The organism is Flavobacterium aquariorum (assembly GCF_003254745.1).
GTDB lineage: Bacteria > Bacteroidota > Bacteroidia > Flavobacteriales > Flavobacteriaceae > Flavobacterium > Flavobacterium aquariorum.
In genome coordinates this window covers 136008-153273 of the sequence record NZ_QKXH01000007.1, presented here as the reverse complement: position 1 = coordinate 153273, position 17266 = coordinate 136008, and the positions used below count along the sequence as shown (strand labels likewise).

Sequence of the window (17266 nt, the reverse complement as noted above, 5' to 3'; positions counted from 1 at the left end):
ATCTTGGATTATTTATAAGAACTTTGCACGCTTTTTGTAAATACACAAGCAAATAGCTTTTTAGAAATCACATAATGATCATCAACTGATGAAGAAGAAAGTAGAAATATTAGCCCCGGCAAAAGATTTAATTCATGGTATTGCAGCCATTAACAGTGGTGCCGATGCCGTTTATGTTGGAGCTCCCCAATTTGGTGCCCGGTCGAATGCCACCAACTCGATTGAAGATGTTGCTGCCTTGGTAAAATATGCCCATTTGTACAATGTTCCAGTTTTTGTGGTTATGAATACTATCCTGTACGACAACGAATTGGAAACTTGCCGTCAGATGATTTGGAAATTGTATGATATTGGTGTTGATGCACTGATTATTCAGGACATGGCTATTATGGAAATGGACTTACCTCCTATCATTTTACATGCTAGTACGCAAGCCAACAACAGAGATGCCGACAAGATGAAATTTTTGGCCGATGCCGGAATCAAACGTGTGGTTTTGGCTCGTGAATTGAATTTACACCAAATCAAAGAAATCAGCAACGCAACTGATGTGGAGTTGGAATTCTTTGTTACCGGAGCTTTATGTGTTTCTTTCAGCGGTAACTGCTATATGAGTGTTGCTAATGGAGAACGTAGCGCCAATCGCGGTTCTTGTGCCCAAAACTGTCGTTTGCCCTACAACCTGATTGATGGTCATGGAGAAACGCTGATTAAAAACACTCACTTACTTTCTATCAAAGATTTTGATGTTTCGAACGAAATTCCAAATTTAGTTGAAGCTGGAGTTTGTTCCTTTAAAATCGAAGGCCGATTGAAAGACATCGTCTATGTAAAAAATAACGTTTCTTATCTTAGACAAAAGCTAGATGCTTTCTTGGCTGATAATGATAAATACATTAAAGCTTCTTCGGGAAAATGTACTTATACTTTTGATTCGGCTTTGAATCGTACGTTCAACCGCGGTTATACTGATTATTTTGTTAACGAGCGTCACGCCACTATTGGTTCTTGGGAAAGTCCTAAATCTAAAGGACAATACATCGGTAAACTAATCCGTACTGTTGGAAATGCTTACGAAATTGAAAATGGTCACGTATTAAACAATGGTGACGGTTTGTGCTACATCAATGAAAATAACGAAGCCGAGGGTATTTATGTAAATAAAGTCGAAAATGGTCTGGCATATCCAAACGTATTGAAAGAAATCAAAGACGGAACTTTCATATACCGTAACAATGATGCCGCTTTTATCAAAATCGTCGAGCGTGAAGACAGTGCAGTTCGCAAAATAAGTACTTCATTGTTGTTATTCGAAAACGAAACTGGATTTGAATTGCTTGCCACAGATGAAGATGGGAATGTAAGTTCCGTTCAATTGGTTCACCCGAAAGAACAAACCAAAAACAACCAGTCCATTGAGGAAAACATCAAAGCACAATTAGCAAAAACTGGTTTTACGCCTTACACCGCTGATGAAATTACGGTTCAGTTTACGGATAATTGGTTTTTACCTATTTCAAAAATCAATGAAATGCGCAGAGCCGTTTACGAACAATTATCCGAAATTCGTTTGAAAAATTACAAACGCGAAGAACGTAAAATCGAAAAAACATCTCATCCTTATCCTGAAACCAAATTGGATTTCATGTATAATGTTTCTAATAAACTGGCAAGAAAGTTTTATGAACGACATGGAGTGACCGAAATCGAGAAAGCATTTGAATTGCAATGGGATCCTGGAAAATCACGTGTGATGACAACCAAATACTGCATCAAATACGAATTGGCCAAATGTCCAAAATACCATAGAGACACCATGGAAACCAAATTGAAAGAGCCTTTGGTATTGAAACAGGGGGAATTGGAATACAAACTAAAATTCAACTGCAAGCCCTGCGAAATGGAAATTTGGGAAAAAGATGCCGAATTTGAAATTGAAGAAGATTAAGATAGGATTTTCTTGTTTTAGATACAATCAAAGCTACAAAGTAAAGTAACCTTTATTTTGTAGTTTTTTTTATGTCCACATTTTGAATTCTTTTTAAAAAGCAAACTTCAATTAAGGAGCGCATTATTTAAAATCCTAAATTTGTCAAAACCAATAAATCACATCATGAAAAATCTGTTAACTCCTCTATTCATTATAGCATTCGTATTGATTTCTTGCAAAAATGAAGCCGAAAACCAAACTTCTAAAATAGTTGTTCCATTTTATCAAGTTGCCAATCAGCAACAAAATCAAACGGCAGCTGCTCCCCAACCCAGTGCACTTTATCAGCAAAATGGTGTAAATAAAAATACAGCAAATCAGATACAAACTCAAACACAAACACAAACTGTAGCTGCTCCTGTAAAAGTTGCCAAGGGAATGAATCCTTCCCATGGTCAGCCAGGTCACCGCTGTGACATTCCTGTAGGCGCACCTTTAAATTCTCCTCCGGTTACCACTAATTCAACAACTCCACAAGTCGTTTCAACTTCGGGGCAATCTGCGAACACAAGAAACGTGACCACTGCGAAAGGTATGAATCCTCCTCACGGTCAGCCAGGGCACCGTTGTGATATTCCAGTAGGATCACCATTAAATTCTCCAGTAGCTACCGCTAAACCAGCAACTCCACAAGGAGCTCCAAATTACATTGTTTCCCCTCCTACATCAGCTGAAACTCCCGCTTCAACTCCTGCAGAAACTACTCCATCCGCAACTGTACCTGGTCAATAAAATTTTATGTGGGCGTGTCCCTTCGTCTCGTCCCAAAAGACGAGACTTCGGGTCGTGCTGTACGTTCCCGCTTTTTTTTGTCCCTTAAAAAAAGGGACAAAAAAAGAGCTCCACTTCCATCACTCACGCAAAACAAGAGCATCCGGATATATTGATTCTTTTTTATAATCAAAGATCACTCGAAAGAAATATCATAGCCCTATATAATTTAAATAACTAAAAATCAAATAAATAAACACATTTTTTTCTTAACTTTATAAGAACAAAAAAATCAGATTCTACTTATACAAAAAACAGTATAACCCATTCTATTTCTTGTTCATCAAAAATTTTTATTAAATTTTAAAATAGTGCAAAATGAAAAAAGTATTGTTCTTGACAGGCGATTTCACCGAAGATTATGAAACTATGGTTCCGTTTCAAATGTTGGAAATGGTTGGCTACACCGTTCACACCGTGTGTCCCGACAAAAAAAAGGGAGACACCATAAAAACAGCTATCCATGATTTTGAAGGCGACCAAACCTATTCCGAAAAACCGGGACACAACTTCACATTGAATTATAGCTTTAGTGATATAAAACTGAATGATTATGATGGATTGGTTATTGCTGGAGGAAGAGCTCCTGAATATTTAAGATTGAACGAAAAAGTGATTGAAATAACTAAGCATTTTTTCTCAACCAATAAACCGGTGGCTGCCATTTGTCATGGTATTCAGATTTTAACTGCTGCCGATGTAGTGAAAGGACGAAAACTAACCGCTTATCCAGCTGTAGGACCCGAAGTAACATTGGCCGGTGGAATATTTCAATCCATTCCTGTTGATGGTGCATATGTCGACGGAAATCTGGTTACCTCGCCCGCTTGGCCCGCTCATCCAAGTTTCATCAGAGAATTTCTAAAAGTTATGGGAACCAAAATTGTGATTTAATTTTTTTCCACCAAATAAGTTATAAAAAAAAAATTAAATAGTTAGTTTAAATAATACCATATAAAAGCTACAGTAAGAGGTGATCTTGTTGTAGCTTATTCATTTTTAAATGGTACTACAGACATAAAACCTCTACAATAAACTGACCAATTCATTTTTATAGAACTCTTTTTTTATCTTTGGAAACTATTGCAAATAGCTTTAAAAAAAAATATAAATATACTACAGAAAATGAAAAGAATTTCCCTAAGCATTATTGTAATGATTTTTGTGATCTTGTCGGTTTCGGCACAAAAAAAGGAAGTATGCAACATTACCACTTCGTTGGGTGAAATCACAGTAGAATTATATCCCGAAAAAGCTCCGATTACAGTTGCTAATTTTCTAAAATATATTGATGCCCATTTGTATGACAACTGCAGTTTCTTTCGTGCCGTAACGCTAAACAATCAACCCAAAGATTCTATAAAGATTGAAGTTATTCAGGGAGGCGAAATTGATTCTATAAAGACATTTGCACCTATCGCGCTTGAAACCACAAAACAAACAGGATTAAGTCATAAAAACGGAACTCTTTCTATGGCAAGAGACAAACCCAATTCGGCTACCACTAATTTTTTTATTTGCATAAATGACCAACCTTCTTTAGATTATGGAGGCAAAAGAAACATAGATGGACAAGGGTTTGCCGCTTTTGGTTCGGTTATAAAGGGTATGAAAATCGTAAAAAAAATTCAGCAACTTCATCCTGAACAGAGTCAATATTTCAAACCCGAAATACGGATTATCTCCATAACAAGAAAGAAATAAGGTATTGAATACCGTTTAAATTCTTATTATTTAAAATAAAAACACCCGAATATATTAGCGCTATGATTACAATTGCAACACTAGAAGACGCATCTGCTTTAGAAAAATTAATTAACTCTGCCTACCGTGGTGAAACTTCCAAAAAAGGATGGGCCACCGAAGCGAATCTTTTAGAAGGTAAAAGAATTACTTTAGATGAACTAGAAGAAACAATTCAAAACAAAAACAATACGATTTTAAAATATACAGAAAACAATCAAATAATTGGATCTGTTTTGCTTACGAATAAAGGAGATAAACTCTATCTGGGAATGTTCGCCATTTCACCTGAATTGCAAAATAAAGGCATTGGAAAAAAACTATTACAAGAAGCAGAAGTTAATGCGTTATCCTTAGGCTTATCCAAAATTGTAATGACCGTTATTACCATTAGGAAAGAATTGATTGAATGGTATAAAAGACATGGATATGTTGATACAGGAGTAAGAGAACCATTCCTACTCAATGATTATGATACCATTATTACAGACCAACATTTGGAATTTATAGTCTTAGAAAAAATACTTTAGCACTTTTTTATCCATTGGTTATTATTTTATAAATTAGTAAAAAAAATATAAAATATGAAATAAGCGTAACCGAAAATTGGTCGCAAAACCAATGATGATATGCGAATTACATATGACTAATAAAAAACAATAAATGTAAACATATGAAAACATTAGACCAATGGTTTGAAGAATATGCAGTAAGTCATCAAAATCCAAAAAACAAGGCTATACACTACATTTGTGTTCCAGCTATATTCTTTTCGATTGTGGGTTTGTTAATGAGCATTCCGAGTGCTTTTTTGAATAATTTATTGCACCTTAACCAACCGATAATAGAAAATTGGGCAGTAGTTGTTTTGATTTTTGTATTACTGTTTTACCTCCGATTATCTGTTGCTATGGCTGTCAAAATAGCCGTATTTTCATTCCTTTGTTTGATGCTAAATTTTTACATCGGGCAATTCGTTCCTCTTTGGGCATTCTCAATTGGCGTTTTTGTTGTGGCTTGGATTGGACAGTTTTATGGTCATAACATTGAAGGTAAAAAACCATCATTTCTGAAAGATATACAGTTTTTAATGATTGGTCCAGCTTGGGTTGTGCAAAATTTATTTTCTAAAAAATAGCAGTTTTACATATCTTTAAAAAAACTTTTCCTTATAGTAGTCCTTTAACAACTCATTGTTTTAGGACTTTTTTTTAAAATTGGGTTTTAATCGAAATCCTTTTCAAAGATTAAAAAAAGCTTACCTCTAAATAACTTACTAAATTACAATACTTTAAAAAATAAAAAACCGCAAAACCTTAACTAAGTCATTTTGTTATAGTAAATAAATTATTACTTTTACTCACCCCGCATTGAAATATAAAACTCAATCCAATCAATTAAGAATAAGGCTTTATACAACTAAATTTCTTATTAATTAATAGCGTTAACCAAAAACAAAACCAATGGACTTAACTAACAAACCAACACCAGGAGTTTTCATTAATGAAATAAATGCATTTCCAAACTCTGCGGTTGGAGTACCTACAGCAATACCCGCATTTATAGGATACACCCCTCAGGCCCTACACGAAGGAAAATCATATTTAAATGTACCTGTAAAAATCACTTCTTTCGCTGATTTTCAGGACATATTTTGCTTACCTGATCATCCCCTTTCGGCAAGTCCGCCTAAACAATACAGTCCGGAATACTATTTAGTTCAACAAAAAAGCCAACCTGAGAAAGGAGATTATATATTGATTTTCGAATCCTATTATTCTATAGCACCCGACCCTTATACCATCTATTACCTTTATAACAGTGTGAAACTTTTTTATGAAAATGGTGGTGGTGAATCATATATTGTATCTGTAGGTACTTATGGACCGCCTTCTAAGAAACCGATGGATATTGGCACCCAAATAGTAAATCCAAACGTAACATTAACTGATATACTTGCGGGCTTACAATTATTAATGCACGAACCAGAACCTACACTTTACATTTGTCCAGAAGCCACTTTACTTAGTATTTCAGAGAATGGAGAACTTATGGAAAATATGTTACTTCAATGCACTCAAATGCAAACCGCTATGTCGATTTTTGATATTATTGGAGGCAATGATCCCGATCCAATTTTATACACACAAGACATTGAAAATTTTAGAATAAATACCGGTTCAGTGGGATTAAATTATGGTATAGTTTATTATCCTTTTATAGGAACAGATATAATGCAAAAACAGGATATTGATTATATCAACTTATTTGGTGGAGACGTAAAACAATTAGGTTCTATCATCAATCCCGCGAGTCATCCCAACCCTGATATTGCAGCAATTATTGCAAACATTCAAAATCCAGCAAGTACATTAACTACAACCCAAAACAATAATGCGCTCTTGAATGCCAGTTTGGATTATTCATACATCATAAAAGAAGTGGAACGAATTGCAAGTATACTTCCAGCAAGTGGTGCCATAGCTGGTGTAATTACAATGACCGATAACCAAGAAGGTCCGTGGCAAGCTCCTGCAAATAAATCAATTATTGGAGCAATTTCATTACCCATAAAAATATCAGAAAGTCAACAAGCCAACTTAAATGTTGATGTGGTTTCTGGAAAATCAATAAATGCAATACGAGTATTCAATGAGCTTGGCATACTAATTTGGGGGGCAAGAACACTTGATGGAAACAGTCAGGATTGGAAATATATTCCTGTAAGAAGAACAATGATTTTTATAGAACAGTCCTGCAAATTAGCCGCTCAGGCCTATATTTTCCAGCCAAATGACAAAAACACTTGGGAAGCTGTAAAATTGAGCATTGGAAATTTCCTAACTGATGTATGGAAACAAGGAGGATTGCAGGGTGCAAGTGCATCAGATGCCTTTTCGGTTGATTGTGGTTTGGGAACGACGATGACAGGAGAAGATATTTTAAATGGCTATATGACTATCAGTATAAAAGTTGCAGTTGCACATCCTGCAGAGTTTATTGTTATTACGTTGCAACAAAAAATGGAATCTGCCTCTTAATCAATCTTTTTATATTTATAAAATACTTTTAGGGATACAAACATTGACAACATTGAAGATACTTCATGGCCGATGCCAAAATTTAAATTTGAAGTAGATTTAGGACCAGAATTAACGAAAATAGCATTCCAGGAATTAACAGGAATGGATGTGGAAAACCAAATAATAGAATATCGTAAAAATGACAATCCTCTTTTCTCAGTAGAAAAAATACCAGGAATTACTAAATACGGGAATATTACTGTGAAGCGAGGCATTTTTGTGAATGATAATACATTTTGGGATTGGCATCAGCAAGTGGTAATGAATACAATAAAAAGAAGAACGATTGTAATAAAATTATTGGACGAAAATGGAAATGTAACCATGCAGTGGACATTAAACAATGCTTTACCAGCAGCAGCAAGACTTACAGATTTTCATGAATGCCCTATGAAAACTCCATGAATACCTCCTATTCCACATGTTGGCGGGCCAATAATTGGTCCAGGTGAACCAACCGTTCTAATTAGAGGATTACCCGCTGCCAAAGTTGGTGATATACTCGTTTGTATTGGCCTACCAGATTCGATTATAAAAGGTTCTTCTACAGTAATGATTGGTGAATAGACAAAACTTATTCATCATTTCATAAAATACCAAGACTTATATAATACTGTTTATATTTACTTTTTTGGTTATACTTTTTTTAATTTCAAATATTAAAAGACAAATTATTCCAACGCTTATTGGTAAACTCCAATCCATTACTTGTAATGGGAATGTATGAAAATAAAGATTAAAAATAGGTATATAGACGATCAATACTATACAAAAAATCGATAATGTAAATGCTAGCAAAAGATTCCTGTTTGAAAATAAATATCTTCCAAAAACATTTTTATAAGTTCTTCTAGAAAGGAGATTGGCATACTGACCAAAAATTATGGAGACAAATGTTATCGTGATTGCTTTTTCATAATTACCAATACCCATAGGATTCATAAAAAAGCAATAGAGAAACGCTACATAAGCTACAATACCCATTACAATTCCCGAAAAAGCGATTCCTTTCATCGCTGTCTTGGTCAGTATTTTGTCTTTAGGATTTCGCGGACGATTATCCATGATATTTTTTTCGGGTGGATCATAGGCAAGCATTATCAGCGGAAACATTTCTCCTACCAAATCAATCAATAAAATCTGGACTGCTAATATTGGAGTTGCTACCCCCAAAAAAGAACCAACAAAACCAAACAACACACAAATTAGCTCGGCCATATTAGATGACAGATTTGTTTTAATTGTTTTTTCAAGATTTCTAAAAATAGTTCTTCCTTCTTTTACCGCAACAACAATAGTCGCAAAATTATCATCCAGCAAAATCATATTGGCCGCTTCCTGCGCTACTTTGGATCCATTCTTCCCCATGGCGACTCCTATATCGGCTCGTTTCAAACTTAAGGTATCGTTCACACCATCACCTGTAACGGCAACAATTTCGCCAAGCTTCATCAGTAAATCTACAATTCGTAATTTATCGTCTGGTGATACTCTTGAAAACAACAATGCTCTTTTTTGAAAAACATTTTTCAAGTCATCATCACTCATCGTTTGTAATGTCGTGGAATTAATTACTGTGGGCAACTCATTTCCTTCATTCATCAACCCAATATTCTTAGCAATTGCCTTGGCTGTAACTTCATTGTCTCCAGTTATCATAAACACTTTCATGTGTGCTTTAAAAACTTGTTCAATAGCTGATTTCACCCCTTCGTTTGGAGGATCAAACATAGTAACGAAACCTGCAAAAGTCAAATCCTTCTCTACCTCATCAATGCTATATTCCTCTTTGGTTTCGAGGTCTTTGTAAGCTATGGCAATTACCCTCAACGCATTTTGGGAGAATGCCGCTGCCAAAGAGATAATTTGTTTCCTGTTTTCAGCCGTTAATTCCTCTATTTTTCCATTTGCAATTAATTTTGTCGAAACTCCCAAAACAGATTCAATAGAACCTTTTACAGAGGCAATAGTCTTGTCTTTATGTTTCCGGATAATAGTTGCTCTTTTGCGGAAAGAATCAAATCGGAATGCCTTTATAAAAACATAATTTTTCTCGATTTCTTCCAGTGTAAATCCTGCTTTCATGGCAAGTGTCGCAAACGAAGCTTCTGTGGGGTCACCAATAGAATACCAAGATGGATGATACTTATCTGGCGGATTTATTTTTCCGGTAGAAGATAAAAATCCTGAAAGAAAAAATATTTTTAAATTTCCCAAAGAATCTTTCTTCAAAACTTTTCCTTGCTCATTTGAAATACTCCCAAGAGGTTCATAACCCAATCCAGAGACCGAAAAAGATTCTCCATTAAAATAACACCCCGTAATGGTCATTTCATTTTTGGTAATTGTTCCCGTTTTGTCTGATGCAATTACAGTTGCGGAACCAAGCGTTTGCGCTGATGCCATTCTTTTCACAATCGCTTTTCTTTTTGTCAATCGAGCTATGGCCAAAGCAAGAGCCATCGAAATTTGGGCTGGCAAACCCTCGGGAACCATGGCTGCGGCAACGCTTACAGAAAAAACTAATGCCAAAACAAGAGAATCATGCAAGAGCAATCGTATCCCAAAAAGGAAAGCGGCAATAATTAGAGTTACAAATGTGAGTTTTTTGGCAACATCGGCAATCTCAATTTGTATGGGAGCATCCGCAATTTTAATTTTTTGCGATGAAGTACTTATTTTTCCTATTTCTGTTTGCATACCTGTAGCATAGACGATTCCTGTCGCTTCACCTCTCGCAACGGTCGTTCCCATAAAAATACAGTTTTTTATTTCGCTTATATTCAACACTTTATCGGTAGTAAATAAATAATCTTTATTTGACGGTAATGATTCTCCAGTAAGAATAAATTCGTTTGTGGAAAAATCTTTGGAATCAATCAAACGAATGTCTGCTGGAACCCCTTCCCCTTCGCTTAATTTTACAACATCACCTGGGACAAGATCTTCCACAAAAATTTCAAGTGTATTACCTTGTCTTATAACAACACATTTTTCTACAACTAAATTTTTAAGTGATGCTAGTATATTTTCGGCATTCCATTCTTGGTAGAAACCAATTAATGCATTCAAAACTACGATCATCAAAAGGATTGATCCATCGCGTTCTTGACCTAAGAAGAAAGATACTATGGAAGCTACAATTAAAATTAAGACTAACGGACTTGTGAATTGGGCAAAAAGCATTTTTAATGTGTTTCTGTTACGGGTTACTTTTAGAGTATTGCTCCCATACTTATTTCTTGCTGACAGAACTACATTTTCACTAAGACCTCTCCTGGCATTACTGTTTAATTGCTCAATGATATCTTTAATATTTTGGCCATAGAATTCCATATGCTATTGTTTACTGTAAAAAACAATTAATAAAATAATCCAAAGACTCTAATTATATATTTACAATTTAATTCAAGAAAAGCTCTAAATCATTGAAAAAAAACACTATTAAAGATACTAATTATTGTAAAATGAATCGTTTAAAAACTTGTGTTTAAAACATATAAAACGGAAAATAAGAGTGCATAAGTAATTTACCTTTTCCAAAACTATTAGATGTATTTCTTGACAATAAATTATTTAAAAAAATGATTCACACTCAAAATTAAAATACAAGTATCTAAAAATCAAATAAATAATATTTTTTAATTAACTTTATGTGCCTAAAAAACATTCAAAATGGAAAATAAAACACCCATCAAAGTTGATGATAAAAAGATAATCACCGTTTTCGGTGCCACAGGCGCACAAGGCGGCGGACTTGCCAGAGCTATTTTGGCAGACAAAAACAGTGAGTTTGCGGTAAGGGTTGTAACCAGAGACGCCAATTCAGAAAAATCTAAAGCATTCGCACAATTGGGCGCAGAAGTTGTCGAAGCAAACATTGATGACATCCAAAGCATTAAAAAAGCAATTGATGGAGCCTACGGAGCGTATTTTGTTACTTTTTTCTGGGATCATTTCTCCGTAGACAAAGAACTGCAGGAAGTAAACAACTTTATTGAAGCCGCAAGGGAATCGCATTTGCAGCATATCATTTGGTCAACATTGGAAGACACCAGAAACTGGATGAAACTGGATGATGACAGAATGCCAACACTACATGGCAAATACAAAGTACCTCATTTTGACGGAAAAGGAGAGGCAGATCACTACTTTAGGGAAGCTGAATTACCCACCACTTTTTTAAGAACCTCTTTCTACTGGGACAATTTCATTCATTTTGGCATGGGCCCACAAAAAGGAGAAGACCGTAATTATTATATCGCATTTCCAATGGACGACAAGAAATTGGCGGCCATTGCCGCTGAAGATATCGGCAAATGCGCTTATGGAATTTTCAAAAAAGGGAAAGAACTGATTGGAAAAACCGTCGGCATAGCAGGAGAAAAGTTAAACGGAAATGAAATGGCTGAAAAACTTTCAAAAGCCCTCAACAAAAAAGTGCTTTTCAATCCCGTTACCCCAGAAGCATACCGCAACTTTGGATTTCCGGGCGCCGATGATTTGGGCAATATGTTTCAGTTTAAAAGAGATTTCAATGATGACTTTAATGGCGCACGAAATGAAGTTTTTGCAAAGGAATTGAATCCAGAACTGCAAAATTTCGACATGTGGCTTTCTGTCAATGCTTCCCGAATTCCTATACAGTAATATTATAAATAGTCTATAAAAATTAAAATGGAAAATAACATTTAACCACATCCTGAGTGTAAGTTCTTAATTTACTGCAAAGAAAATTCTAGTTACATCATTGAAAAAAATAATCACATAATATAATTTATTATTTAAAAAGAAGACCTAAAAAACAGCATAGAGACAACCAATAGAATATGGATACAATAACGCATACACTTTTGGGTGCTGCAATTGGCAAAACAATTCTAGGAAAGAGGATTGGCCGAAAAGCTATTTTTTATGGTGCTTTGGTGAGCAACCTTCCTGACATTGATGTTCTTGGAATTCTTTTCCTGAGTGATTCTCAACAATTATTATTCCATCGTGGCATTACTCATTCTTTTTTCTTTGTCATACTAGTTTCAATACTTTTGGGGTGGATTTTCAAAAGATGGCTTGGTGACGGTAATATAAATTGGATGAATTGGACGTTGTTATTTTTTATTACCCTGTTATCCCATTTAGTATTGGATTCACTTAATTGTTATGGTTTAGGTTTATTCGAACCCTTTAGCAACAAAAGAGTATCCTTTAATACCATTTTTGTGGCTGATCCTTTTTATACTGTACCTCTTTTGATAGGTGCATTATTTCCTTTTATTGGAAAGAAATCAGTTGAGAAGATTCAAAAATGGAATACTATAGGATTAACAGTTAGTTCTTGTTATTTAATTTTCACAATGTTAGCACATATGTATTGCCGACAGATTATGGAACAATCCTTTAAAGAGCAGCGACTCCTTTCAGACGAATTTACAGTCACTCCGACTCCACTAAACACTTTTCTATGGATGGGTTATTCCCATGACAGTAATGGTACATGGTTAGGATATTATTCCATTTTTGACAAACAGAAAAAAATTGACTTTTACAGAATACAACGAAATGACTCTCTGATTACTACTTTTGAAAAAGATATAACGGTAAAAAATTTGAAACAACTTTCGAACGGAAACTATATTGTTACCAAAGAGGATTCTATTTTATACTTCAACGACATCCGATTTGGTCAAGTAAGCGGATGGAATAAAGCGGATGGGCCATTTGCTTTTAAGTTTAACCTCAACAAAAATGCTGATAATAAAAGGGCTTTGAACAGAACAAAATATAAAGAATCAACTTATGAATGGTTTGTCTTACTGGTAAACAGAATTAAAGGAAAGTAAATTGTAATAAATAATTTTAATACTGATGCAGGAACAAGAAATCCAAATACCAAACTATTTTCCAAACAATGTCTGTAAGGAAAATACAACTCTTGTTCACAGCGGAGAAGATTATTTTTTGCGTGCCCGAAACATTATTTTAAATGCACAATCGGTGATTCACATTCAAATGTACATTTTTGAAAATGATGCTACAGGTTTAGAAATTATCAATGCTTTAAAAGAAGCAGCATGTAGAAATGTAGAAATCTATGTACTTCTTGATGGATATGGCTCCTACTCATTCCCCAAGCTAATTATAAAAGAACTTAAGCAGTTGGGAATTAATATCCGTTTCTTTTCTCCTTTTTTTTCCGGCAACAATTTTTATATTGGACGAAGACTCCATCATAAAATAATTACTGCCGATGGGACCGTTGCTCTTATCGGTGGCATTAATATTTCAGACAAATACAGAGGAACCTCAACGGAAAATCCATGGCTTGATTATGCTGTTCAAATTGAGAACGGAGAAACAGCGACGCAATTGGAACAATTATGTCTAAACATTTATTTTAAACAAAAAAGAACACATAAAATAATTTTGCAATCTGTTTTCTATTCGAATAAAGAAACAACTGTAACCGTTCTACAAAATGATTGGCTGAAGAGAAACAATGAAATTTCAATTGCTTATGTGAAATCAGTTCAAAAAGCACAAAAAGAGGTCGTAATTGTTGGTTGCTATTTTCTACCAGGTCGAAGATTTTCAAAAGTCTTGAGAAAAACGGCTAAGCGTGGTGTCAAAATAAAACTCATTTTATCCGGAATATCAGATATTCCATTAATGCAGCGAGCAACTTATCATTTATATTCTTCACTTATTCAAAATAACATTGAATTGTACGAATGGAACAAGTCTGTTTTACATGGAAAAGTCGCTTTAGTAGATAATAAATGGACAACTATTGGCTCCTTCAATTTGAATCATTTGAGTTCCTATGGAAGTATCGAAACAAATGTAGCAATAGAATCTATAAAATTTGCCAAAACATTGGCATCCGATTTAAATACCATAATATCTCAGTGTGAAAGAATTACTCTCGAAATTATTAAACGAAAAAGCAGCTTTTTTTCAACAATTGCAAACTGGCTTTCTTATCAGTTTGTGAGAACAACTCTTATAATCATAACTTATATCTCTTACAATAGGTTCCTGAACAAATACAGGGAAGAAAACTAAGAAACAAAATTAAGTAACTATCATGAATTGGCATTTACTTCCACTATCAGAAATCGAACAATTGTTAAACTCTTCACCAAAGGGGTTAGATAGCTTTACAGCTTCAGAACTTCTCTTGGAATACGGAAAAAATCAGATAGAGGATCAAAAAAAGAAAACGCCTTTTCAGATGTTTTTACAGCAATTTACTGACTTTATGATTATCGTTCTAATTGCTGCTGCCCTAATTTCTGGCATTTTAGGAGATTTAATAGATACAATCATTATTCTTGCAATTATCATTATCAATGCCCTTATAGGATTTATTCAAGAATTTCGGGCCGAAAAAGCAATGGAAGCATTGCAAAATATGGTCGCAAGCACTGCTCTTGTTTTGCGTGAAGAAAATCCAATTGAAAAACCCGCTTCTGATTTAGTTCCGGGAGACGTCATATTGCTTGAGGCCGGCAATATTATTCCAGCCGATATTCGTTTTTTGGAAACCTATCAAATCAAAGTAGATGAATCAACACTAACAGGTGAATCACATAATGTCGAAAAAATTGCCGAGAAGCTTACTGAGGGTGACTATAGTTTGGGAGATCGACTAAACATGGGATTTAAAGGCACTTTTGTTACCAATGGACGAGCACTTGCCTACGTAGTTGCAACCGGTATGAACACAGAACTTGGACGTATTGCCAAAATGATACAAAAAGATGAAACAGCAACTCCTTTGCAAAAAAGACTGATTGCTTTTGGGAAAAGATTATCAATAGTCATACTGATTATCTGCACGGTAATATTCATAATCGGTTGGTTGCGTGGCGAAGCGATTTTGATCATGTTACTTACTTCCATTTCACTGGCTGTTGCCGCCATACCCGAAGCATTGCCTACACTGGTAACCATTGCACTGGCTTTTGGCGCCAGACGATTGGCAAAAAGTAATGCTTTGATCCGTAAACTGCCTGCCGTAGAAACATTAGGCTCAGTTACGTACATCTGTACCGATAAAACCGGTACACTAACATTGAACAAAATGACTGTTCAGGAAACGCATGAAATTCAGCACACCGATTCCAATTCTATTTTCTTTCCTGCTAATATCTTGCTTACAGCAATGACACTCAATAACGATGTTTCAATTGATAAAAAAGGAAAATGGCTTGGTGATTCTACCGAAGTGGCCTTGGTACAATATGCTCATGATAAAAATTTTAAAAAAAATGAATTAGAAAAAACAATGCCTAGAGTAGCAGAACTGCCCTTTGATTCAACCCGAAAATGTATGACTACACTACACCAAACAGGGCAAGGGATATTGGTCATTACGAAAGGCGCAGTAGATTTGTTATTTAGCAAATTAGATGAGAAACAAAAAAAAGACATTCCTGAAATTGAAGCCAAAGTGAATGCAATGGCAGATAAAGGCTATCGGGTTTTGGGATATGCAATGAAGTGGCTACCTTCCATTCCTGAAAAAATTAACATGGATACCATTGAATCCTCATTGACCTTAATAGGATTTGCAGGAATGATTGACCCGCCAAGAGAAGAAGCAAAACAAGCAGTTGCAGAATGCAAACAAGCGGGGATTATTCCGGTAATGATTACTGGCGATCATAAACTCACTGCGAAAGCCATCGCAAAACAATTGGGGATTTTCATTTCCGAAGAAGATTTGATATTAAGCGGCGCCGAACTTTCAGCTTTATCTGAAACGCAATTTGAAAATATTGTAGAAAAAATACGGGTATATGCGAGAGTAAACCCGGAACAAAAACTAAAAATTGTAAAAGCACTACAGGATAAAAATCAATTTGTTGCCATGACGGGTGATGGTGTGAATGATGCGCCAGCTCTTAAAAATGCAGACATCGGAATCGCAATGGGCATTAATGGCACCGAAGTTTCCAAAGAAGCTTCCCATATGATACTATTAGACGATAATTTTGCCACTATTGTAAAAGCCGTCAAACACGGACGAAGAATATTTGATAACATTCTAAAATTCATCAAATATACCATGACATCAAATTCTGGAGAAATATGGGCTATTTTTTTGGCTCCTTTTTTGGGTTTACCCATACCATTACTGGCAATACACATTCTCTGGATAAATTTGGTGACCGATGGATTACCAGGACTGGCACTTGTCTCGGAACCGTCTGAATCAAATATCATGAGTCGTCCTCCAAGGAGTCCAAAAGAAAATATCTTTGCGGGAGGAATGGCAATACATATTTTGTGGGTGGGCTTCTTAATGGGTACTGTGACCTTGGGAATACAGGCATGGTCAATACATTACAACAACAGCCATTGGCAAACGATGGCATTTACCGTATTGTGTTTAAGTCAAATGGGGCACGTTATGGCCATTCGTTCGGAACGAGAATCTATTTTCAAAATTGGTTTACTTTCCAATACACCAATGCTGGGTGCCCTACTATTGACTGTCATTTTGCAAATGATGATTATCTATACTCCTTTTTTCAATACAATTTTCAAAACACAACCCCTGACGCTGTATGAGCTTACTATCACCATTGCTGTCTCAAGCATTGTATTTTGTGCCGTGGAACTGGAAAAATGGGCTAAAAGAAAATGGAAATAAAAGGATTTAAAACTTCATTCA

The 17266-nt window shown here is 35.2% G+C and carries 12 protein-coding genes and 1 pseudogene; 12 read left to right on the top strand and 1 reads right to left on the bottom strand.

The features are described 5' to 3' along the window. Positions 1-88: 88 nt before the first annotated feature. The 8 genes and pseudogenes from DOS84_RS12160 to DOS84_RS12125 all read left to right on the top strand — a co-directional run. Positions 89-1948 (top strand): peptidase U32 family protein, encoded by a 1860-nt coding sequence (locus DOS84_RS12160; protein ID WP_111410396.1) that lies wholly within the window; start codon positions 89-91, stop codon positions 1946-1948. A gap of 165 nt (positions 1949-2113) precedes the next feature. Further along, the gene (locus tag DOS84_RS19320) at positions 2114-2722 is read left to right on the top strand and encodes a superantigen-like protein SSL4 (protein WP_243636373.1); all 609 of its coding nucleotides are present in this window, start codon (positions 2114-2116) and stop codon (positions 2720-2722) included. 357 nt (positions 2723-3079) lie between these two features. Continuing rightward, positions 3080-3655, top strand: coding sequence for a DJ-1/PfpI family protein (locus DOS84_RS12150; protein WP_111410395.1), 576 nt, complete (start codon positions 3080-3082; stop codon positions 3653-3655). 231 nt (positions 3656-3886) lie between these two features. Next, positions 3887-4465 carry a peptidylprolyl isomerase gene (locus DOS84_RS12145; RefSeq protein ID WP_207802057.1) on the top strand — a complete coding sequence of 193 codons (579 nt, stop codon included), beginning with the start codon at positions 3887-3889 and terminating at the stop codon, positions 4463-4465. Between the two features lie 62 nt (positions 4466-4527). Continuing rightward, entirely contained in the window at positions 4528-5034 is a 507-nt protein-coding gene (locus DOS84_RS12140) for a GNAT family N-acetyltransferase (RefSeq protein WP_111410394.1), read from the top strand. Between the two features lie 143 nt (positions 5035-5177). Continuing rightward, positions 5178-5642 (top strand): Mpo1 family 2-hydroxy fatty acid dioxygenase, encoded by a 465-nt coding sequence (locus DOS84_RS12135; protein ID WP_111410393.1) that lies wholly within the window; start codon positions 5178-5180, stop codon positions 5640-5642. A gap of 325 nt (positions 5643-5967) precedes the next feature. Continuing rightward, positions 5968-7545, top strand: a complete 1578-nt coding sequence (locus DOS84_RS12130; RefSeq protein WP_111410392.1) for a phage tail sheath family protein — start codon at positions 5968-5970, stop codon at positions 7543-7545. Positions 7546-7617: 72 nt separating this feature from the next. Then, positions 7618-8148: pseudogene (locus DOS84_RS12125) on the top strand (phage tail protein); the annotation flags it as partial. Between the two features lie 42 nt (positions 8149-8190). Here the strand turns inward: DOS84_RS12125 and DOS84_RS12120 are convergent. After that, complete coding sequence (locus DOS84_RS12120) at positions 8191-10923, bottom strand: cation-translocating P-type ATPase (RefSeq protein ID WP_111410391.1); 2733 nt, start codon at positions 10921-10923, stop codon at positions 8191-8193. A 339-nt stretch (positions 10924-11262) separates the two neighbouring features. Here DOS84_RS12120 and DOS84_RS12115 point away from each other — a divergent pair, with 339 nt between their 5' ends. The 4 genes from DOS84_RS12115 to DOS84_RS12100 all read left to right on the top strand — a co-directional run bounded on the left by DOS84_RS12115 (position 11263) and on the right by DOS84_RS12100 (position 17245). After that, positions 11263-12237, top strand: coding sequence for an NmrA/HSCARG family protein (locus DOS84_RS12115; protein WP_111410390.1), 975 nt, complete (start codon positions 11263-11265; stop codon positions 12235-12237). A gap of 179 nt (positions 12238-12416) precedes the next feature. Beyond that, a complete protein-coding gene (locus DOS84_RS12110) occupies positions 12417-13427 on the top strand; it encodes a metal-dependent hydrolase (protein WP_111410389.1) in 1011 nt (336 codons plus the stop codon). Between the two features lie 25 nt (positions 13428-13452). Beyond that, positions 13453-14649 (top strand): phospholipase D-like domain-containing protein, encoded by a 1197-nt coding sequence (locus tag DOS84_RS12105; RefSeq protein ID WP_111410388.1) that lies wholly within the window; start codon positions 13453-13455, stop codon positions 14647-14649. Between the two features lie 22 nt (positions 14650-14671). Then, positions 14672-17245, top strand: coding sequence for a cation-translocating P-type ATPase (locus DOS84_RS12100; RefSeq protein WP_111410387.1), 2574 nt, complete (start codon positions 14672-14674; stop codon positions 17243-17245). The last annotated feature ends 21 nt before the right edge of the window (positions 17246-17266 follow it).